Source organism: Streptomyces sp. NPDC052023 (genome assembly GCF_044548465.1).
Lineage (GTDB): Bacteria > Actinomycetota > Actinomycetes > Streptomycetales > Streptomycetaceae > Streptomyces.
The window spans coordinates 475,461-496,052 of record NZ_JBIUBW010000002.1 but is presented as its reverse complement, the minus strand read 5'-3'; the positions used below and the strand labels follow the sequence as shown (position 1 = coordinate 496,052).

Here is a 20,592-nt window from a genome sequence, read left to right as displayed (position 1 = left end):
TGATCAACCCGAAGGGTCTCAGGTGAAGAGGCCGTAGACGTTCAGGGTCGGGTTCCTGACGCAGATGTTCATGACGGTGAACTTCCCGCTGAACTCGACGTTGTCCGTCCAGTCGAACCAGAAGGTCATGCCCATGGCCCGGTACTTCCCCCGGTCCGACTCCGGTCTGCCTCTCCCGTTCGGGACACCCCAGGAGCCGTGGAAGACGTAGGTGCCCGGCTCCAGGTGGCCGTAGTTCTGATTCTTCTTGGCGTAGTACAGCGGAAGGACGATGCTGTACACGAACTTCAGAGCGCCGTACTTCTTCCAGATGCTCTTCAGCTTCACGTACCAGGTCAGGCTGCACTTGGACTTCCCGGTGCAGTTCCTGCTGATGCCGATGGTGTAGTTCTTCGTCTTCTTCGTCTGATTGCGGTAGTTCAGCTCACCGCTGGTGTCCGACTGACCGATCGGGTCGGCGGGGTAGATGTAGGCGCTGGTGTTGCCGCCGTAGACCGGGTCGTTCTGGAGGAAGCGGCCGGTGGTCGGATCGTAGACGCGGACGCCCATGAGGGTGTATCCGGCCAGGCCGTCGGTGGCTTTCTGGTAGGCGCCCAGGGACCCGTACTTCGCCGCGGCGGCCGTGGCGTCCAGCGGGTTGCCGTACTCGTCGTAGCGCTGGACCGTGGCGGCGGAGGTCGCGAGGTCCAGCCGGACGGAGATGTCACCGTGCAGGTTGGCCAGTTGGAGGACCACGCCGTCGGTGGCACCGGTGGTGGCGGCCAGGCCGCCGGAGAGGTCGGGGACATTCCGGCTGACAGTGGAGGCGGAACCCGCGGTGGTGACCGTCCAGGACGGAGTGTCGCAGCCACAGTTGTAGTGGTTCACCGTGGTGCTCGTGGTCGACCAGGTCGCGCCGCTGTCGCTGGTGGTCGCGGTGGCCGAGGACGCCAGGCGGCCGGAACCGTCCAGGCCCCAGGTGGTACGGGTGGAGCCCATGGTCTCACTGGCCACCAGGTCGTTGGTGTAGTAGGCCAGGGTCTTGCCCGCCACCTGGGTGGTGCGCCCGAAGGCGTCGTAGGTGTAGCCCCCGGCGATGAGGCGACCCGCGGTGTCGTACGCGTACGCCGTGCTGGAGGTGGTGGGGGCGGAGCCCGCGGCCGTGACCGTGGTGGTCAGCGAGGTGCGGTTGTCATCCGTGTCGAAGGCGTAGGCGCGCGAGGTCCTCGTCGTGCCGTCGTCGGTGGCCAGGGCCAGGCGCCCGGAGGCGTCGTAGCCGTAGGCGGTGGACAGGGTTCCGCCGTCGGTCTGGGTGTGACCGGCCTGCTTCCCGTGGATGGTGTAGGTCGCGGAGTCGGAGAGCACGGTGGTGCCTGAGGAGTCCGCGTAGGTCACCGACGTCTGGTTGCCCGTCGTGTCGTAGGTCGTGGCCAGGGTGTAGCCACCGGGGAGGGTCTCACGGGTGAGAGCGCCGTCCGCGTCGTGGGCACCGGCCGTGAACGTCCCGGCGACCGAGTCGGTGATGGACCGGGCCTGGCCGGTGGTGGCGTCGTAGGTGTAGGTGGTGGTGGACGGCACCGAGTCGGACGCCGTCACCGGGCGGTCGAGGATGTCGTAGGTGAAGGCGCTGGTGCTGCCGGACCCGTCGCTGTAGGTGAGTGTCCGGCCCAGGGCGTCGTACGTCGAGGTGGACGTCCTGCCGTTGGCGGTGGTGCTGGCGACCTGGCCGGTGGCCCCGTCGTAGGTGATGGTGGTGGCCGGGGTGCCTGTTCCGGTGCCGCCGGTGACGGTCGTGCCGGTCGGACGGCCCGCCGCGTCGGAGGCGGTGGTGGTCGTACGGGTCACGCCGTTGGCGGTCTCGGCCTTGGTGACGACCTGGCCCCACCGACCGTAGGTGTAGACGGTGGTGACAGCCTCGGCGGGGTTGGTCCCGCCACCCGAGATGACCGCGGCCGGGGCGGTCCTGCAGAGCAGGCCGTCCCACTCGGTCGAGGCGCAGGCGCCGATGGCGTGCGCGTCGTAATAGGTGTACACCAGCGTGCCCGCGTCCGAGCCGGACGATTTCGGGGTGCGGGTGGTGGCCACACGGCCCGCGCTGTCGTAGCTGGTCACCTGGCCCGCGGACTCGCCGCCGCCGGTGGTGGCCAGTGCGGAGCCCGTGGACCAGTCGTAGGTGGTGGTCGTGGTCTTGGCCTCCGCGTCGGTGGCGTAGCCGGCTATGGCCGCGCCCGTGGTGGCGGAGGTGACCAGGTCGGAGACCGCCGCGTCCGCCGGGGCTCCCTCGTCGTAGGCGTAGGAGGTGTGGGCACGGGCCGGGATCACCGTGCCGGCGGCCAGGGTGGACTCGGGGGTGGTGCCGGTGAGTTCCGCGGCCAGGGTGATCTGGTGCAGCGGACCGTACTCGTCCGTCACACGGGTGCCGTCGGCGGAGTACTCCAGCACGGTGGCCAGCTGCTGGGCGCGCTCGGCGGTGGACAGATCGGTCAGGCCCAGGGCGGCCAGTTCTGTCGCCGCGTTGGCGGAGGTGCCCAGGGCGAGTTCCCGGTTGCCGGCGGTCAGGTCGGAGGACTGGTTCCCGAGCAGGTCGTACTCGGTGGTGGTGATCGCACCACCCGGGCTCACGGTGTTGGTCTCCGCTCCGTTCGCGTTGATGTAGCTGATCGTGGCCCGGGCATAGGCGCCGGCTGTCAGGTCGCCGCCGGTGCTGGAGGCCGGAACGCTGTCGGCGGGGAAGAACGCGGTGGCGTCGGTGGGCGCCTCGTCCTGTCCCCAGGTGGCGACCGTCGCGGTGTCCATCTGGTACGGGGCGGCGGTGCCGGAGACCGGGACGTCGTAGACGACGGTGGTGGCCGCCGTGCCGGACGTGGTGCTCGCGGAGCCCGCGGCGAGCGCGGCACGCGAAACCTTGAGGAGCATGCCGGCCCCCGAGGTCAGGGCCGAGCCGGCCGTGCCGTAGGTGAAGGTCCAGGGCAGCTCGCCCGGCTTGGTGTACGTGGCTACGCGGCCGTCGGTGCCGTAGGTGTACTCCGTCTTCAGCGAGGGGCTGATGCGCGGGTCCCACACCTGGCGCAGCTGGCCGGAGGCGTTGTAGGCGTACGAGGCGAGCGTCTCGGAGGTCGAGGCGGAGGCACCGGGGGTGGTGGCCCACAGCTTGACGGCCGAGACCTGGTTCAGATAGTCGCCCAAGGTGCTGGAAGTGGCCGTGGTGGCCGGCGCGTAGACGTACTCCAGTACCCGGCAGCCCTTCGTGGACGGCGTCGTCTGGCAGGTCGTCGCAGTCGCCGCGCTCGTCGGCGAGACCACGTACCTCGGACGGGCCAGCTTCTTGCCGCCCACGTCCACCGTCGTCGAGAAGACCGTGACCGTCGAGTCGTCGACCGCCGAGGCCGACGAGAACACCGTCCACGTCGTCGCGGCCGGGTCCGCCTTCGCGAACACGACCGTGTTGGCGTCGGTGTCGGTCAGCGTGAACATGTTCGTGGTGGTCGAGTAGGTCAGCGTCAGGGACTCGGCACCGATCTCCGGCTGCCAGCCGCCGCTGCTCGTCTCGGTGAACGCGATCGCGCTGCCGTCACCGGCCAGTACCTCGACAGAGGAGCCGGAGGTCTCGCGGATCTGCGTGTAGTCGCTCGACTCGGCGGAGACGGCCGACGTCCAGCCAGGGCCGAAGATCTGCGCCTGACCCTCGGTGTCGGTGCTGTTGGTACGCGAGGAGAACGTACGGTCCACGCTCGCGGCGAACGCGGAGGCGTCGGTGGCCGACAGGGTGAAGTCACCGGTGAGTTCGTTGACCTGGCCCGGGCCGATCTGATTGGTGAGGGCGGCGCCCGCGTCCCGGTCGAGGGTGACCTCGGCGGTCTGCGAGTAGCCGGTGGTGGTGCCGTTGGTGAACGCGGCCCGCAGCTGGATCACGCCGTCCTCGGCGAGGGTGGAGACGGTGTTCCACACCAGCTTGGTCGCGGTGCCGCCGCTGACGGCGACGGGCCAGGCGGAGACGGCGGAGCCGGAGGCGGTCACGGCACCGACGGGCACGGTGTGCCAGGTGTCGGTCTCGCCGCGCCGGTACTGCCAGGTCACGCCGGTGTAGGTGGTGAGGCCCTTGGCCGCCAGGGTGACCCGGCGGGCGGTGGTGTCGCCGTCCTGCGGGGAGAGGATCGCCGCGCCGTCGGCGCCGACGCCGAAGCTGTAGGCGGTGCTGGCGGTCGAGAGGTTGCCGCCGGAGTCGATGGTGCGCGCGTACAGCGTGTGCCAGCCGCCCGCCGGGTTGATGCTGATGGTCTGCGCGTCGCCGCCGTTGCCGTCGGTGGTGTCCAGCTTCGTGTTCAGCAGGGACGCGTCGTCCAGGCCCCACTGGTAGCCGGCACCGTCCGTGGAGGAGGTGTCGAGGGTGCAGTTCACGGCGGCGGAGGCCTTGGCGGTCCAGCCGTTCTGGGTGTACGTGTCACAGCTGACGGTCGGTGCGGCCGGCTTGGCCGTGTTCAGCACGAACGTCGTGTAGCCCGACCACGACCCGAAGTCCGTACCGTCGTACGCCCGCGCCCGGTAGCGAAGATGGCTGCCGGAGGGGAAGGCGGAGGCGGAGGGGATGGCCAGGGTCGAGGTGGAGCCGGAGGCCACGGTCTTGCCGTACGCCGTGAGGGAGTACGTGGTGTCCGCGTACGCCGGGTCGGCGGTGATCTCGTACTGCGCCTGGACGTTGGCCCCGTCCGGGTCGGTCACCTTCGACGACAGGGTCGGGGTGAGCGAGGTGACGTAGCGCTTGCCGTTGTAGGCGTTGACCTGCGAGGGCGCGATCGCCGTCGAACCGGGCACCGCCGGGTAGGAGTTGTACGTCACGGTCAGGTGCGGCTCGGTGGAGCCGTCGCCGGAGACGTAGTTGGCGGAGCGGTAGCGGCGCCAGGTGGTGGAGTCGGTCTCCGAGGCACCCGCGATACGGACACCGTAGTTGGTGGAGCCGTCGGCCCAGGCCTGCACGATGGCGTCGATGTCGAAGTTGACGGTGCCGGCCGGGCAGGAGTCGTTGTAGCCCTTGGCCGCCGTGCTGGTGACCGCGCCGGTCGTGGTGGTGGCGGGCTGGTCGCCCCAGGTGATGTCCGAGGTGGTCCAGGCCCCGGTGATCCGCCGCACCTGCGTGCCCGCGCCGGTGGTGGCACAGGTCGAGGAGTAGTACGAGTACAGGGCGAGGTTGGTGTCGGTGATGTGCTTGCCCGTGAACGCCGACACGTCGAACTTCAGGTAGGCGCGGGCCTTGGTGGTCCCCGCGTCGTACGTACCCGACTTCAGCTCCTGCGAGGAGACCTGGGAGTCGGGGTAGTTGGTGGCGACCCAGGTGTCCGCGGAGGCGGCGAGCGTGCTGGTGGGGTCGACGGTGACCGGGTAGGTCAGCTTGTTGTCGGTGAAGTAGCGCGCGTCCGGGGTGAGGACCAGGGTCTGCGACCCGTCCACGGCCGTCTCCACCTTCGTGGCGACGGGGGCCTGGTACTTCGACTCGCCGGACTTACGGTCCTTGGAGGAGTCCCACATCATCGGCGCGGGCGCTTCGGCGACCAGCTTCCCTGCGCCGTCCTTCAGCAGCAGGTGACCGGATGTGGCCACCGACAGCTCAAGTCCCTTGAGCCGCATGGGTATCCGGTACTCCAGCGGACCCTCGGGCGCCTTGTCCAGGACAACGTTCTGGCTGAACCCCTGCGACAGCGCGGTGACCGTCAGGGTCTCGCCGTCACCGAGATCGTAGGAGGCGGTGTCGTCCTTCACCGAAGGCGTCGGAAGCTTCGACTCCCAGCCCATCCCGAACGTCTTCGCGCCCTTGGTGACCGAGGCGAGCGCGGTGTCCCCGCCGTCGGAGACCGCGATATCGGCGGCGGCCACCTCCGGCTCCAGGGCGCTTCCCTCGTCGGCCAGAGCGGTGTCGATGTTGCGCCAGACGCCGTCGACCTTCTGCCGGATCGGCGCCGCGTACGTGGATGTCTGCAACCGCCCGTTGGGCAGCGCGTACGTCGTCGAGCTGGCGGAACGTTTCGCCAACACTTCGATCCTGCGGCCTTGCAACCGGGCCATCAGCAACGCGGCGGCCGTCGAATCGGCCGAAGACGCCGCCGACTTGGCGGGCTTGCCCGCGGCCGTCGCCCGCGTGGTGGCGGAGTCCGCGGCGGCGAAGGCCTGCCCGCTCCCCAGCGACACCAACGCCGCCTCGGCGACCAGTACGGCGGCGACGGCGAGCGCGGTGCGTCTTGGCGATATGCCCGCGACCCGCGCCCTTCCCCGTTGTCTGAATCTCAACACGACTCCTGTGATCACGCCATGGCGCCTGATACGCCATGGGCTGCGTGATCTTAAATGGTGGGAAGCGGTGAAGAACGCCAACGATGCGGTCACTCCGGGCGGAGATCTAGAAATCGTTACGCCATCTTGCCTGTCAGCCGCTTGACCTGCACAGATATGGGGCACATAAGCGCCGGGACGGCGGCGGAGTTCGCGCGATGGTCGCGCTGCCCGCGTGCGCATGTGGGGCGATTTCCGGCAAAGGGCCGACGGTCGTCGGTGTCGAACTTGACCGCGAGCTGCCGGGTGCGTCGGTATGGAAACGTGACGCGGAGGCGGTCCTCCTGGAACCACGGGGAGCAGCGGGGAACCGAGCGGCTGTCTTCCGCGCGCCTGCGTTTCCCCGCCGCAGATCAGGCAGGGAGCCAGCCCTCGATGCCCTCAACTTTCCAAGCTGAGAGCGCGAGTTCGATTCTCGTCACCCGCTCCATGATGGAACCCCAGGTCAGCGACCTGGGGTTGTTTTGTTCGCACTGATGCGAGACGCGCGCACCCCTCTGCGTGCACCAGACAGCGCACGAGGTCCAGTGGATGGTTGACGCAAGCGCAGACAGGTCCGTGATCCTCACGTGCCGTACTCCCGTCACGTCCGGCACCCCTTCGCGCCCCATGCGACCGAACCGGCGAACATGACCCTCCCCTGAGGGATGATGGCCGCCAGGCGCATCCGCATCGACGCCGTCGACCTGCCCGGCCCAGCTCCTGCTCGACGTCATACCCGCCGACGTACTCGCCGCCGCCGCACGCGACGGGTTGCTGGTCGGACGCCTCGGTCTGCCCGGCGCGCAGGGCGGGCCCCTGTGCGCACGAGTCGAGCCCCCGCACATCACCGGGGCCGCCGAACGCGCCGACTACGGACCGCGCGCGCTGCCGTCGGCGTCGTCTCCTCTGCGCCGATGTGACCTTCCTCGCGACAGTGAGGTCTCGGCGCGTTCGCCGTCGTCCCGTCCGTGCATGACGATGGCGGCGGCGCATGGCTCATCGACGGAGGTCATGGCCCTGTGGCCGGACACGTTCGGCAGGAACACTGCATCCGTGCGGTTCAATATCTGTATCCGTGAAGTGAGAAATAGGTACGGCGCACGGCGAGTATTCCTCGACCGTCAACCCGAGTGGAATTATTGACCAGGCAGAGCCGACCGCGCCGTGCTAACGTCGTTCTCAGTTGCAGGTGTGGTTGCCAGAAGGTTCATTTTCCGACGGGGTAATCAGCACGGCGACGCGGAATTCGCACAGGGTGAATTCCGGACATCGTCTCCGAAGGAGAAATGACATGGCTACTGGCACCGTGAAGTGGTTCAACGCGGAAAAGGGCTTCGGCTTCATCGAGCAGGACGGCGGCGGCGCCGACGTCTTCGCCCACTACTCGAACATCGCCGCCCAGGGCTTCCGTGAGCTGCTGGAAGGCCAGAAGGTGTCGTTCGACATCGCGCAGGGCCAGAAGGGCCCGACGGCCGAGAACATCGTTCCCGCCTGACACCGGCAGCAACGCATACGTCGCAGCTGGGGCCCGCACCTTGGGGTGCGGGCCCCAGCTCGCTGCATTTCAGGGCGCGTGACGGGAAGGCCCACCCCATCACCAAAGGGTGACGTATTCCCCCGTCGATACGACTCGGCGCCCATCATCTCCGGCTCGTTCTCGCGATTCTCTGCGCCGTTCATCTTGCTGCGGAAATTCCTTGCTACGCGCCTACGTGCTCACATCGAGGAAAGGTTCCGCTTGAACCGCGCACGCACCGCCCGCACGACCCGTACCGACGACCGCTCCCGGGGTTCCGCCGCCAAGCGCTCAGGTGCTCCCCGGCGTTCCAAGGGCAACGATCACCGGCAGACCGCGCCCCAGGGCGAGTTCGCGCTGCCGGTGACGGTCACGCCCGCGCTGCCCGCCGTCGAGTCGTTCGCCGACCTCGCCCTGCCGGCACCGCTGCTGGCCGCGCTCGGTCACGAGGGCTTGACCGTACCGTTCCCCATCCAGGGGGCGACGCTGCCCAACTCCCTCGCCGGACGTGACGTGCTCGGCCGCGGCCGCACCGGTTCGGGCAAGACCCTCGCCTTCGGCCTGGCGGTACTGGCTCGTACCGCGGGCCGGCGCGCCGAGCCACGACAGCCGCTGGGCCTGGTCCTCGTCCCCACCCGCGAGCTCGCCCAGCAGGTCACCGACGCGCTCACCCCGTACGCCCGCTCCGTGAGTCTGCGGCTGGCCACCGTGGTCGGTGGGATGTCGATCGGCAGACAGGCCGGTGCACTCCGCGCCGGCGCGGAGGTCGTCGTCGCGACCCCCGGGCGGCTCAAGGACCTCATCGTCCGGGGCGACTGCCGGCTGGACGCCGTCGACATCACCGTCCTCGACGAGGCAGACCAGATGGCCGACATGGGTTTCATGCCCCAGGTCACCGCCCTGCTCGACCAGGTGCGACCCGGAGGGCAGCGGATGCTCTTCTCCGCCACGCTGGACCGCAACGTCGATCTGCTCGTCCGCCGCTACCTGACCGACCCGGTGGTCCACTCCGTCGACCCGTCCGCGGGAGCGGTCACCACGATGGAGCACCACGTGCTCCATGTGCACGAAGCGGACAAGCACCGGGCGACCACCGAGATCGCGGCACGAGACGGCCGCGTGATCATGTTCCTGGACACCAAGCACGCCGTGGACCGGCTGACCGAGCACCTGCTGAACAGCGGCGTCCGCGCCGCGGCCCTGCACGGTGGCAAGTCCCAGCCGCAGCGGACGCGGACCCTCGCCCAGTTCAGGACCGGACACGTGACGGTACTGGTGGCGACCAACGTCGCGGCCCGCGGCATCCACGTCGCGGGCCTCGACCTCGTCGTCAACGTCGATCCGCCCACCGACCACAAGGACTACCTGCACCGCGGCGGCCGTACCGCCCGCGCCGGAGAGTCCGGCAGCGTCGTCACCCTGGTGACCCCCGGCCAGCGCCGCGGCATGAACCGGCTGATGGCTTCGGCCGGCATCACCCCGCAGATCATCGCCGTACGGTCCGGTGAGGCGGAGCTGACCCGCATCACAGGCGCCCAGGCCCCTTCCGGTGTCCCCGTCGTCATCACCGTACCGGCCGTGCCACGTCCCCGCCGCGCCGTGTCCTCCGCGACTCCCGCGTCCCGAGGCCGCCGCGACCGCTCCGCCCAAGGGCGTCCCACCGGACAGGCGAAGCGGCGCAGGGCACAGCGGCCCGCCTTCGACCCGGCGGGCCAGTGACATCGATCAGAAGCTCACCCCACTTTCGAGGAGGCCTCTTTGACACCGGTTCAGACGCAGCGGCAACAGGCGGTTCTCTCCTCCATGAGCGCGGTCGACGACATGACGGCGGACGGACCCCGGGTCAGTGACGACATGACCGTCGAGGTCGCCCTGTCCGTCATGGCCGGTGCCCGTGTGGAGTACCTCCTCCTGTGCGACGGAGACGACCAGTGCACGGGCTCGATCACCCTGGCCGAACTCGATGTCCACCGCGGCAGTTCCACGTACACGGACCAGATCCGGCTACGGGACGTCCTCGCTGATCGCGTGCCCCGATCAGCCGGTTCTCCTTCTGCCCGCCCGTTCTCCTTCCTTGTGAGGGCATCTCGTCGCGGGTGAGTCCGTGACCGTCGGCCGCCGCCGCTGCCCCGTCGAGCAGGTAGGCCGGTCATCACCCGACAGGACCGCCGCGACTTCACCGGCGGCGACGTCATCGGGGCCATGATCCGCCTCGGCTTCACCTGCCATGCCTGCCCCGACGCCACGCCCGTGGGTGTCCCCTCTCCCCTCCAGTCCGCGTCTGCGGTGCTCGGCGCCGCCGCCCTGGACGGGTGAGGCCGGGCGGCAAACCGCCATCAGGATCCCAGTGAGGGCCCTGCCGACCTGTGTCGGCAGGGCCCTCACCGCTGTCTCGCCGCCCGTGCTCCGCGGCTGGACCGCCGCCCCGGCACTCAGTGACGCCTGACGGCCTGACCCGCATTGCACAGGCGTGCGGCGACTCGCGAGGGCTGCGCCGTCCTTTGCTGCAGGTCGCATGCTGTCTGTTCCCCCACAGGGCTTAAATCTGTTCTTGTCAGAGTAGACATTGAGCTCCGGCACGGTTAGCCTTTCTCTCGTTGACACCGGTCGAGCGAAGCCCGGCAGACACGAACTGGCGGGTTGCAGTACAAGAAGTTCGCAGGTCAGTGCGGTTCTGGAGTCCCGAAGCCAAGGTGTTCGCAGGACGGTGACGGGACTGAGGACCGCACTGGGCGGCTCGCAGGACGAGGGGCCGCCAACAGCACCACCGAGCAGTACCGCAAGTACCAGTTCACCAAGTTCGGAGAAAGGACGGAGGAGCAGACGCCATCAGGATCGCCCGGTCCGAGAAGCACTCGCCCGGGTACCGCAAGACCCCGGATTGGAAGGTGGTCCCCGGTCACGCAGCCGCGATCCCCGCACCCCCCTCTGCAGGGCTGGTAGCGGAAACAGAAGGTCGGCACAGCATGAGGGCCGACAGATGGTGTTGAATTTCCTTCGGGGCCCTGGTGCCGTACGGCACCAGGGCCCCTCGACGCGTTGCACAACGAGGTGACATGACAGCAGACATCCCCCTCAGTGATCGTCTGGACGACGATGACTACCCCGCATACACGATGGGGCGGGCCGCCGAGATGCTCGGCACCAGTCCGGCCTTCCTCCGAGCCATCGGTGAGGCTCGCCTGATCACACCACTGCGCTCGGAGGGCGGACACCGCCGGTACTCCCGCTACCAACTCCGGATCGCGGCGCGCGCCCGCGAGCTCGTCGACAGGGGCACTCCGATCGAGGCCGCTTGCCGCATCGTCATCCTTGAGGACCAGCTCGAGGAAGCTCAGCGCATCAACGCCGAGTACCGCCGCCGGGCCGGGCATGAAGCGCCCGGCAATTCCATTCCGGGTGCCGGCTGATCACGAGGAGACGTGCCGGCCGGCTCGCACACGTATTACGCCCGATCGACCATGAGGCCCGCACGCAAGGCAGGTCATGCCGTGGAAGTATGTCGGCCTGTCCCGCAGACGCCAGCGGTGGACGGTGGCGTCGACCACGACCCGTCGAGGGGGGAAGCCGCCCTTGGGACCGGCCGCCGATGAACACAGGTGACCGCCCCTGTACCCGGCCCATGACCCCACCAGCACCGTCGGAGGGCGTGTCGGCATCGGAGTTCGGTAACGGCCCGCGGAGGACGGTGATGCGTGATCAGCTTGGGATGTGGAGACCATCATCGCCAGCGGCATAGCCGTCCTGGGAACGCTGCTCGGCTCGGGGATCACCCTGGCGTTCCAGCAGCGCACCGTCGACAGGAGCCATCGGTTCACCCGCCAGGAGAAGCTGCGGCAGGAACGACTCGATGCCTTCTCCGCCTACGCCGGCGCATTGGTCAACTACCGCCGCTGCCTGGTTCACCTCTGGTTCTGCGAGCACGAACAGCCACCACCGGAGGACCCCGACACGGTACGGATCCGCGCCTACGACCTGCGCTCCAACGCCCAAGAAGCACTGTTCCGGGCTCAGATGCTCACCGATGACGAGACGCTGAGCCAGGCAGCGGAGAACGTGCTCGCTGACGTGACGACGCTGTCCAAGACGGACACCAGAACCGAACTCGACGCGGCCAGGGTGCGGACCCGGGACGACATCAGCCGACTGGTCAGAGCAGCAAAGCAACACCTCTGAGGCACGTGCAAACGCGCCGGTTCGTAGAACCCACACCGGCGGCGGCCGCAGCCAAGCCTTGCCGAAGGTCATTTCAGGAAGACGACGCGGATCCGATCCTGGTTGTGCGACTCGGGGACCATCCGGCACGCCGCCCGTGCCTCCGCGGTCGGAGAAGCCTTGTCTCTGGGGTGGATTCGCCCAACTCCGCTACGCGAAAGGGTTGCTGCGTTTCATACGCAACAACCCCGAGGCCCCCCACGTGCGAAGTAGTCGAATAGCCACCGTCCTGGCAGCCAGTGTCGTCGCCACCCTCGTTCCCGCGCTCGCGCCGGCGACGGCGTCCGCCGCGGCGAATCCCCTGGACCAGTATCTGCGGCAGAAGCCTGCCTGGCACCGCTGCGACAGATCGATGCCGGTGACCTTCCAGTGCGCCACCATCAAGGTGCCCCTGGACTACAGCCGTCCCGGCGGCAAGAAGCTCGATCTCGCGATATCGAGGCTGAGGACGAGCACCAGGGCCGAGCGTCGCGGTGTGCTGCTGCTCAATCCGGGCGGACCCGGCGGCCCGGGCGTCGGCATGCCCGAGCAGATGGCGAGCGAGCTGCCGAAGAGCGTGAGGAACAAGTACGACCTCATCGGCTTCGACCCGCGAGGCATCGGGCAGAGCTCGGGCGTCGGCTGCGGCATGACGGACGCCGAGCAGAACTGGGAACGGCCCTACAAGGCCGGCACGTTCACCAAGGACGTGAAGTGGGCCCGTACCGTCGCCGAGAAGTGCGCCGCAAAGCAGGGCGACAAGCTGCGCCACATCACCACCCGCAACACCGCCCGGGACATGGACGTCATCCGGGGCGTGCTCGGCGAGAAGAAGATCTCCTACCTGGGGTACTCGTACGGCACCTACCTCGGCGCGGTCTACACACAGATGTTCCCGGGGCGCTCCGACCGTTTCGTGCTGGACAGCGCCGTCGACCCGGCCAGGATCTGGCGTGGCATGATCCAGATCTGGGCCGAGGGCACCGAGCCCGCCTTCACCCGCTGGACCGCGTGGACCGCCGAGCGGAACTCCACGTACAAGCTGGGCAAGACGCCCGAGGCCGTCCGCAAGACCTTCTACGACCTCGTCGCCCAGGCCGACCGCAAACCGATCGACCTCGACGGCGCGAAGCTGAGCGGCGACGACCTCCGCGCCGGCCTGCGTGCCACGTTCTTCAGCGTGCGCGACGCCGCCGAGGCCGTCGTCGAACTGAAGAAGGCCGCCGAGGGAAGGCCCCGGTCCAGGGACCGGGAGGCCCGGACGCCCGCGCCCGTTCCGCCCTCGTTCGGCCGTGCCGTGCCTGCGGACAACGCCACCGCCGGCTTCTGGACCGTCGTATGTGCCGACACCCGCAACTGGCCGCGCGATCCGGAGCGGTACCGCAGCGACGCGATCCGGGACAAGGCCAGGTACCCGCTGTACGGCGATGTCGTCTCCAACATCATGCCGTGCGCGTTCTGGAAGAAGACGGGCGGCGAGCCCGCCACCAAGGTCGGCAACAAGGTCGGCGCGCTGATCCTGCAGAACGAGTGGGACTCCCAGACTCCGCTGGCCGGCGGCCAGGGCCTGCGACGGGTCATGAAGGGCGCGAAGATGGTCACCGTCGCCGGGGGCGTCGGACACGGCATCTACGGCTCCAAATCCTGCGCGGACAAGACGGCCACGGCCTACCTGACCACCGGAAGACTGCCGGCCGAGGACGCGACCTGCCAGGCCGCACCCACGGCCCGCGAGCGCGCCACCCCCAACCCACTGCCCCTCCCGACTCCGCCCGGTGTCCCGGGCACGGTCAGCCGCTTCTGAACCCGGGACACGGTGAGCAGGACGGGGCTGCCGGCCGCCCGCCAACGGGCGTGATGTCAACTGCGGTTACCGGCAGGTAGAGTTATCGGCTGGTTTGTTCTGATATCACAGGGAATGGAGCACGGGGTGCGTCGGCTGACTGGCGTTGTGTTGGTGATCGCGGCGATGGGTCTCGCTGGCTGGCTGGCCCTCGGGCCTTCGACCGAGTGGGACGGCGCCGCGAGGGTCGCTCGCTTCGCCCTCATCCTGAGCTGTTTCGGGGTGATCGGCGGCGGTGCGCGTCTGGTCTTCCCCGGCAAGGCGGAGGACCAGCAGGCCCAGGTCACCGATTGATCGGCAGCGGTCCGAGGCCCGGAGGGGTTCGGATGCCGAACTCGCGGCGCAGGGCGGACAGCGCGGCGAGGTAACCCGACATGCCGTGCACGCTCGGTCCGGGTGGCGTTGAGGCGGAGCACAAGTACACACGGGTCAACGGAGTGCGGTACGGGTCGAATCGAGGTACGGGACGCATCAGTGACTGCCAGAGGGTCATCGCGCCCGCCCCGATGTCTCCGCCGACGTAGTTCGGGTTGTAGGCGTCGAGTTCGGCGCCGCTGATGCCACGTCGATGGATCACCGTGTCGGTGAATCCGGGTGCGTAGCGTTCGATGCGCGCCGTGATCATCTCGGTCGGGTCCGTCCGGTCGCCGTTGGGGACGTGGGCGTAGGCCCACACGGGACGTCGCCCCGGTCTGGCGCGGCTCGGGTCGGCCTGTGCGGGGTCGACCAGGAGCACGAACGGCTCTTGTGTGCGGATCCCGGCGGTTGCCGCTGTCTCGGCCCGGAACATCTCCGCCTGGGTTCCGCCCAGGTGGACGGTGGCCGCCTCGCCCACGGCCGGGTTCGCCCAGGGAATCGGCTCGGAGACGAGAAAGTCGACCTTCGCCGCGGCGGGCCCGTACCGGAAACGGGCCAGACCTCGCCGGTAGCCGGCCGGTAGCCGATCTCCGGCGATCCGCGCGAACGTCCGCGGGCTCGTGTCGAGCAGCACCACCTTGGCGCGCGGCAGTTCATCGAGACTTGTCACGTCGTGGTCCGTGTGGAAGATTCCGCCGGCCGCCGTGATGTCGCGGGCGAGTGCGTCGGCGATACGGGCGCTTCCCCCTTCGGGGATCGGCCAACCCGTACCGTGCGCGAGGTGGCCGAGGAGCATCGCGACCGCACCGGAGGCAAGAGACGGAAGCTTGCCGACCGCGTGGGCGGCCACCCCCGTGAGCAGGGAGCGCGCAGCGGTCGCCGCCGCACGCCGAGCGACCCCGGACGCGACGGCGCCCCACCCCCAACCGTGCGGGGGTGGGGCGCTGTCGTGGGCGTCAGCTCTCGGTGCGAGACCTGCGCCGGCGCCACCAGACGAGTGCGGCACCGGCCGCGACCGCGGCCGCCGCGAGGGCGGAGATCAGCCCCACGGGGGTGTCCGATCCGGTGTCGGCGAGGCCGCCGTCAGGGTCCGGGGTGTTGCCGTCGGGCTTGCCCGGGACGGTCCCGGTCGGCGTCGGGTCCGGGCCGGTCGGCGTCGGGGTCGGGGTCGGGGTCGGGTCCGGCTTCTCGGGCCCGGTCGGCGTCGGCGTCGGTGTCGGCGAGGGATCCGGCTTGCCGTCGCTGGTGTCGGCCGCCCCGTTCCCGCCGAGGAACGCGGTGTCGGTGTCGCGGGCCGAGGTCTCCGCGCGCACCGAGTCCTTGGTCGTACGAGGCAGCTCGCGGTGCTGGAGCTGGAACTGCGCACCGGAGATGTTCTGCTTCGGCGCCTTCGCGAAGTCGACCCCACCGACGAAGAAGGTGTAGATGCGGCCGTCGGCGAGAGGCCACTCATAGGTGAATTCGCCCTCGGTGAACGACTTGCGCATCTCCTCCCACACGGTCCGCTTGTCCCAGTCGGCGTTCTCGCCGCGCAGCGGCCACCGCTTCAGGTTGTTGCTGTTGATGATGGGCCGGAAGTCGGTCGCCTTCCTCGCGTCCTGGACGCGGATCCACTCGGCCGCGACGCGGGACTTGTAGACGCGGCGCAGGTCGGCGTACTTCTTCTCGGTGTTGATCTGCTTCTGGACGTGGGGGACGAGGTAGCGGTCGATCAGCTGGTGGCTGTACTCCTTCTCCTCCTTGGTCAGCTTCCTGGAGCAGTCCTCACCCTGGACGGGGGTGTCGAAGTCCATCGCCGCGTGGTTGACCTTCAGCGGCGCGTCCAGGATGTAGATGCCGCCGTCCTGCTCGCGGACCTTCGCCCGGCCGGGCACGATCCAGTTGCGGCCGGATCCCCAGCACGGAACCCCGTCGACCTTCGGCGCGGCGTTCATGAACTCCTTGCCGGGCGAGACTTCGGGGTTCATGGCGCGGGAGAAGTCCCGCTTCATCTCCATGTCTGCCTCGAGGAGGACACGGCCCGTGTCGGTCTCCCCGAAGTTCTTGTCCATGATCGTGTCGGGCTGGTCCGGGTTCAGGTTCACCCACATGCGGTCCGGGGTGAGCGCCAGCCACGTGAACAGGGCGTCGGAGGCGAGTTCCAGCTTCGCCTGACCGCCCCAGCCGGGTTCGTTGTCCTCGTCGGGCATGAAGTCGGCCTTCATGCTGTAGTCGAGTCCCTTGCCCTTGACGGGGTTGCCGACGTACTGAAGCTCAAGGGTGGAGAAGTCGACGCCACCCGGGCCGCGGCCGAGGACGCCACGGGTGTTGGCCTGGTTGTGCTGCTGCTGGATCTGCTTCGCCTGCGCCGGGTTCTCCCCCGACCCGTAGGCGATGGAGTTGATCGGTCCCTGCGTGCCGGTGTTCGGCCTGGGATTGAACACCGGGTAGGACTTCGTGTACTTCGTCTGCGGCCACAGCCCCTTCGCGGTGGCGCGACGCTCAGCGATCCGGATCGGGTTGTTGCCGGTGCCGCGCTCGCCCCGGAGCTTGTCGTTCTCCGCTCTGTACTCGCGGGTGGTGGCCCCGTTGGGCTTCTCCCCGGCGAACATCGTGAACCGCGACTTCGTGAAGTCGTGCTGCGCGTCCTTGTGCCGCAGGATGATCTTGTCGTTCGCGAACTGCCCCGGCTTGCGCTTGCCGTCGGCCTTGAACTCACCGAGGTCACCGGTGCGCTGGTTGTAGGCGTCATACCGGCGGGAGGCGATCTTGTTGCCGTCCTTGTCGAAGATCTCGACGGTCACCTCACACAGCCAGTCCGGGCCGATGAGACGGTAGTCCTGGACGGTCTTCCGCTCGAAGACCCCTCCCTTCTCCCGGGAGTGCTGGGCGCCGATCAGGTTCTGCGGCACCCACTTGGCGAAAGGCTTCGGGGACGGCTTGCCCTGGAGGTAACGGGCGTAACGAGCCCAGATGGCCCGCTTCATGTCCTCGGGGCTCTTCGACGCCCGGTAGGCGTTGTCCCACTTGCGGATGTCGGCGTCGGTGTTGCCGACTCCGTTGAGGTCGGCGCGGGTGGGGGTGGGGACGTTCTCGAAGCCCTTGAACTCCAGGTTGAAGTAGTACTCTTCATCCGGGCCGGACCTCGTCCAGTGGTGCTGTCCGGTCGGCGCTCCGGAGTTCGCCGGAGTGCGGGAGAACGTTCTGCCGAGGTGCATCTTGTCGCACCGGCCGCCGCTGGTCACCTTCGCGTAGTCGCCCGGCGCCGCCAGGGCCGGGCTCGCGGGGAGCCCGACGAGCATCGTCCCCGCCGAGACGACGACGGCAAGGCAGAAGCCCAGACGCCGTCTCATGCGTATGCGTATCGGTGTAGTCAAAACCGTGTCCCTGGGTGGGGGCCATGGGACAGAAGAGGGACGCGGGCGAGGCAGGGCCCCCGTTTTGCGCCGCCCGTCCGCCGGCCAGCCTAGCCACTGACGCCCCATCAGAGACAAGAGTTTGTCGGCTCGTTGTGTGTGAAATGTGCAAAGACGCAAACCCCTTGGGACTGTTACCGTCGCCCGCATGACCGGAGCTGACGAGACGTACGACCCGACCCGGCACCCCGACCTGCTCGCGTGGCTCGCCGAACGCGAGGCCGCTCACGCCACGTGGGCCGCGCAGACCTCCTTCGCCGGCGTCCTCGACTTCTCACCGGCCTCCCTGGCGATCGTGGACGAGCTGATCCGGGAGACCGCGAGCAGCATGGAGGAGATCACCGACCGGCGCATGACACCCTTCGTCCAGGGCGCGATCTGGTACCTCGGAGAAGTGTTCTGCCGCCACAAGGGCATGGTGTGGAAGTACATCCCGGACCTCGTCAGCGGACAGCTCGAGCCGTTCTTCGACGCGGGCGCGGAGACCTCCGCCCTCGATCACCCCTGCGTCGGGGCCCCCGGCGACCCGGACAGCTACGTGTATCCGCTGAACGCACTCCGGAGGATCCTCCTCACGGAGGACGAAGTCGGCAACAAGGTCGATGACAGCCTCCTCGCGATCTTCGCCGACCCCTTCGGGGAGGACGACGAGGACGACGAGGAGATGGACCCGTCGGCCGGGTGGTGATGAGGAGCACGAACCCCCACCCCCACGGATGACGTCACCGCAGCGGGGCGGACGTCCTCATCGGCGAGCGGCCCTCCGCCGCGCGGGGGCAGCAGGTCTTCCGCGGCGATCCACGCCCTGTCATGCCGGCCTGGCATCGTCGACCGCTGTCGATGCTCGTCACCCGCCCCATGGGGGCCCAGGTCCGAGACCTGGGCCTTTGCTGTTCAGCCGGACGTCTGTCCCCGGCGCGGCGTCTGGGGCGATTTCGCCGCCTCGGCCTCCGCCTTGGCGTCGCTGACCGCGGCGGCGGCCTGCCTCTCCGCCTCGTCGGCGGCCGCGGCGGCGTCGAGCGAGGCCGTCCAGCCCGCGTCGAGTTCCGGAGTACGGCCCTCGTCCGACGTGTCGCCGGCGCCGGCGCCGGCTTGCGCGGCCTGGGGAGGACCGCCCGTGGACTGGTCGCCGAACGCGCGGGTGACGGTCCGCACCGCCTCGGTCAGCTCCCCCGGGATCACCCAGAACGTGTTGTTGTCGCTTCGGGCCAAGTGCGGGAGCGTCTCGAGGTACTTGTAGGCCAGGATCTTCGGGTCGGCGTTGTTGCGATGGACGGCCTGGAAGACGAGCTCCACCGCCTTTGCCTCACCGTCCGCACGCAGGATCATCGCCTGTTGCGTGCCCTGCGCCTCCAGGATGTCCTTCTGCTTCGTGCCCTCCGCGGTGAGGATCTTGGCCTGTCGCTCCCCTTCGGCGTGCAGGATGGCCGCGCGCTTGTCGCGCTCGGCCCGCATCTGCTTCTCCATCGCCTCCTTGATGGTGTGCGGTGGATCGATGGCCTTGATCTCGACACGGTTGACCCGGATGCCCCACTTGCCGGTGGCGTCGTCGAGGACGGCGCGGAGCCGGGAGTTGATCTCCTCGCGCGAGGTGAGCGTCTCCTCCAGGTCCATGCTGCCGATGACGTTGCGAAGCGTGGTCACGGTGAGCTGATCGATCGCCTGCAGGTAGTCGGCGACCTCGTAGGCCGCCGCCCGCGGGTCGGTGATCTGGTAGTAGAGCACGGTGTCGATGTTCACCACGAGGTTGTCCTCGGTGATCACCGGCCTGGGGTCGGACGAATAGACCTGCTCGCGCACGTCGAGTTTGGTGTTGATGCGGTCCGCCACCGGCAGAACCAGGTTCAGGCCCGGCTGCAGCGTGCGGTGATACCGGCCGAAGCGCTCGATGTTGTAGCGGCGCGCCTGCGGGACGATCCGCACGGTGGAGGCCACGAGGAAGACGACGACGATGGCCGCCACAAGGGTGAGGATGACAACTGGATCCACAGTGCCTCCGTTGCTGTGCGTTCAGCCGTTCATGGAAGGAGTTCGCGGGGGTAGACGACGGCCGTGGCGCCTTCGATCTCCATGACGTCCACGAGCGCTCCCACCGGGATGACGAGGCTTTCGTCGTAGGCGCGGGCGGACCACTCCTCGCCGGACAGCTTGACCAGGCCGCGGGTGGCGGTGACCTCCTGCACGACCTCTGCCCGCTTGCCGATCAGCGCGTCACTGCCCTCGCGTGTGAGGGGCTGCTGTGCCATGTGCCGCAGCGCGACCGGCCGGACGATGAAGAGACCCGCTGCCGCCGCCGCTGCCAGGGCCAGTAGCTGGCCGAGCAGTCCGACGCCCACACCGGCGACCACGGCGGCCACCAGCGCGGCGCCGGCCAGCAGCCCGAAGACCAGTGTCAGGGTGAAGAACTCCGCAGCGCCCAACGCCGCGGCGGCGAGAAGCCATACGAACCACGGCATCGGATCGCCCTCCTTCAGGGGCCTTGTCACCAAAGCTACCTCCCGGACCCGCCGGGCGGGACAGGCGCGGCAGCCCCGGTTGTCGCTCGTCGGGCTGGGCAGCGCCGCAACCCCGGGCCCAGCACCCACACGGTGGGGTGTCCTCGCGGAGTGAGGGGTCTCGGCGGCGTCGCGAGGCATCCGCCACCTGCGTGACGGGGGTCACACCACAAGGCAAACCGGCGGTCCGGCGCCCGCGTCTAGCCGGTGTGAGATCAGTCAGGAAGGCACCGGGCGAGCTGGACGAGGAGCGACTCGTCCGGCTGGTGGCCAGGGGTGACCGTGCGGCGTTCGAGGAGCTGTACCGGCGTACCGCGCCGTGGATGGCGGTGCGGCTGCGCCGTCGCTGTGCCGACGAGCAGATCGCACAGCCGGTGCGCTGCCCGGGCCTCGGTCCCGCCGGGGGGCATGGCGGCGGACCGTCTGCCGATGGGCCGGCCCGCGCGGCGGCGTGCCGCGGGTTGTCGTGCGAGCCGGGCGGCATCGCGGCGTCTGCCGGACGAGACGGAC

General features: G+C 69.0%; 13 protein-coding genes and 3 pseudogenes. 11 read left to right on the top strand and 5 right to left on the bottom strand.

Translation table 11 applies throughout. From position 1 onward, the window contains the following. Positions 1 to 18: 18 nt before the first annotated feature. Positions 19 to 6,258, bottom strand: a complete 6,240-nt coding sequence (locus ACIHCM_RS06345) for a DNRLRE domain-containing protein (RefSeq protein WP_399889903.1) — start codon at positions 6,256 to 6,258, stop codon at positions 19 to 21. 735 nt (positions 6,259 to 6,993) lie between these two features. Here ACIHCM_RS06345 and ACIHCM_RS06340 point away from each other — a divergent pair. The 9 genes and pseudogenes from ACIHCM_RS06340 to ACIHCM_RS06300 all read left to right on the top strand — a co-directional run. Next, positions 6,994 to 7,149: pseudogene (locus ACIHCM_RS06340) on the top strand (DUF5990 family protein); the annotation flags it as partial. Positions 7,150 to 7,573: 424 nt separating this feature from the next. Next, positions 7,574 to 7,777 carry a cold-shock protein gene (locus tag ACIHCM_RS06335; protein ID WP_004986771.1) on the top strand — a complete coding sequence of 68 codons (204 nt, stop codon included), beginning with the start codon at positions 7,574 to 7,576 and terminating at the stop codon, positions 7,775 to 7,777. A gap of 243 nt (positions 7,778 to 8,020) precedes the next feature. Then, on the top strand, positions 8,021 to 9,517 hold the full coding sequence (locus ACIHCM_RS06330) for a DEAD/DEAH box helicase (protein ID WP_399889900.1): 1,497 nt from the start codon (positions 8,021 to 8,023) through the stop codon (positions 9,515 to 9,517). 84 nt (positions 9,518 to 9,601) lie between these two features. Then, positions 9,602 to 9,898 carry a hypothetical protein gene (locus ACIHCM_RS06325; RefSeq protein ID WP_399890575.1) on the top strand — a complete coding sequence of 99 codons (297 nt, stop codon included), beginning with the start codon at positions 9,602 to 9,604 and terminating at the stop codon, positions 9,896 to 9,898. Next, positions 9,885 to 10,114, top strand: a pseudogene (locus tag ACIHCM_RS06320) (SCO5918 family protein); the annotation flags it as partial. The gene ACIHCM_RS06325 and the pseudogene ACIHCM_RS06320, both read left to right, overlap by 14 nt. Positions 10,115 to 10,854: 740 nt before the next feature. Then, positions 10,855 to 11,208, top strand: a complete 354-nt coding sequence (locus tag ACIHCM_RS06315) for a MerR family transcriptional regulator (RefSeq protein ID WP_399889897.1) — start codon at positions 10,855 to 10,857, stop codon at positions 11,206 to 11,208. Between the two features lie 301 nt (positions 11,209 to 11,509). Then, positions 11,510 to 11,974, top strand: coding sequence for a hypothetical protein (locus tag ACIHCM_RS06310; RefSeq protein ID WP_399889894.1), 465 nt, complete (start codon positions 11,510 to 11,512; stop codon positions 11,972 to 11,974). Positions 11,975 to 12,215: 241 nt separating this feature from the next. Further along, entirely contained in the window at positions 12,216 to 13,796 is a 1,581-nt protein-coding gene (locus ACIHCM_RS06305; protein WP_399890572.1) for an alpha/beta hydrolase, read from the top strand. 165 nt (positions 13,797 to 13,961) lie between these two features. Continuing rightward, positions 13,962 to 14,129, top strand: coding sequence for a hypothetical protein (locus ACIHCM_RS06300; RefSeq protein WP_399889891.1), 168 nt, complete (start codon positions 13,962 to 13,964; stop codon positions 14,127 to 14,129). Here the strand turns inward: ACIHCM_RS06300 and ACIHCM_RS06295 are convergent. Then, positions 14,119 to 15,042, bottom strand: coding sequence for a phytoene desaturase family protein (locus ACIHCM_RS06295; protein ID WP_399889888.1), 924 nt, complete (start codon positions 15,040 to 15,042; stop codon positions 14,119 to 14,121). The genes ACIHCM_RS06300 and ACIHCM_RS06295 overlap by 11 nt on opposite strands. 106 nt (positions 15,043 to 15,148) lie before the next feature. After that, positions 15,149 to 17,524 (bottom strand): hypothetical protein, encoded by a 2,376-nt coding sequence (locus tag ACIHCM_RS06290; RefSeq protein WP_399889885.1) that lies wholly within the window; start codon positions 17,522 to 17,524, stop codon positions 15,149 to 15,151. 211 nt (positions 17,525 to 17,735) lie between these two features. Here ACIHCM_RS06290 and ACIHCM_RS06285 point away from each other — a divergent pair, with 211 nt between their 5' ends. After that, positions 17,736 to 18,275 carry a hypothetical protein gene (locus ACIHCM_RS06285; RefSeq protein ID WP_399889882.1) on the top strand — a complete coding sequence of 180 codons (540 nt, stop codon included), beginning with the start codon at positions 17,736 to 17,738 and terminating at the stop codon, positions 18,273 to 18,275. A gap of 206 nt (positions 18,276 to 18,481) precedes the next feature. On the opposite strand, the gene ACIHCM_RS06280 is transcribed toward ACIHCM_RS06285, so the two are convergent. Further along, positions 18,482 to 19,576, bottom strand: coding sequence for an SPFH domain-containing protein (locus ACIHCM_RS06280; RefSeq protein ID WP_399889879.1), 1,095 nt, complete (start codon positions 19,574 to 19,576; stop codon positions 18,482 to 18,484). 29 nt (positions 19,577 to 19,605) lie between these two features. Continuing rightward, positions 19,606 to 20,043, bottom strand: coding sequence for an NfeD family protein (locus ACIHCM_RS06275; protein WP_399889876.1), 438 nt, complete (start codon positions 20,041 to 20,043; stop codon positions 19,606 to 19,608). A 248-nt stretch (positions 20,044 to 20,291) separates the two neighbouring features. Here ACIHCM_RS06275 and ACIHCM_RS06270 point away from each other — a divergent pair. Continuing rightward, positions 20,292 to 20,459, top strand: a pseudogene (locus ACIHCM_RS06270) (RNA polymerase subunit sigma-24); the annotation flags it as partial. Positions 20,460 to 20,592: the final 133 nt, after the last annotated feature.

Coding starts and splice junctions, on each gene's coding strand:
- ACIHCM_RS06335 (WP_004986771.1), top strand. CDS start 7,574: ATGGCTACTGGCACCGTGAAGTGGTTCAACGCGGAAAAGGGCTTCGGC.
- ACIHCM_RS06325 (WP_399890575.1), top strand. CDS start 9,602: ATGAGCGCGGTCGACGACATGACGGCGGACGGACCCCGGGTCAGTGAC.
- ACIHCM_RS06315 (WP_399889897.1), top strand. CDS start 10,855: ATGACAGCAGACATCCCCCTCAGTGATCGTCTGGACGACGATGACTAC.
- ACIHCM_RS06300 (WP_399889891.1), top strand. CDS start 13,962: ATGGGTCTCGCTGGCTGGCTGGCCCTCGGGCCTTCGACCGAGTGGGAC.
- ACIHCM_RS06290 (WP_399889885.1), bottom strand. CDS start 17,524: ATGAGACGGCGTCTGGGCTTCTGCCTTGCCGTCGTCGTCTCGGCGGGG.
- ACIHCM_RS06285 (WP_399889882.1), top strand. CDS start 17,736: ATGACCGGAGCTGACGAGACGTACGACCCGACCCGGCACCCCGACCTG.
- ACIHCM_RS06275 (WP_399889876.1), bottom strand. CDS start 20,043: ATGCCGTGGTTCGTATGGCTTCTCGCCGCCGCGGCGTTGGGCGCTGCG.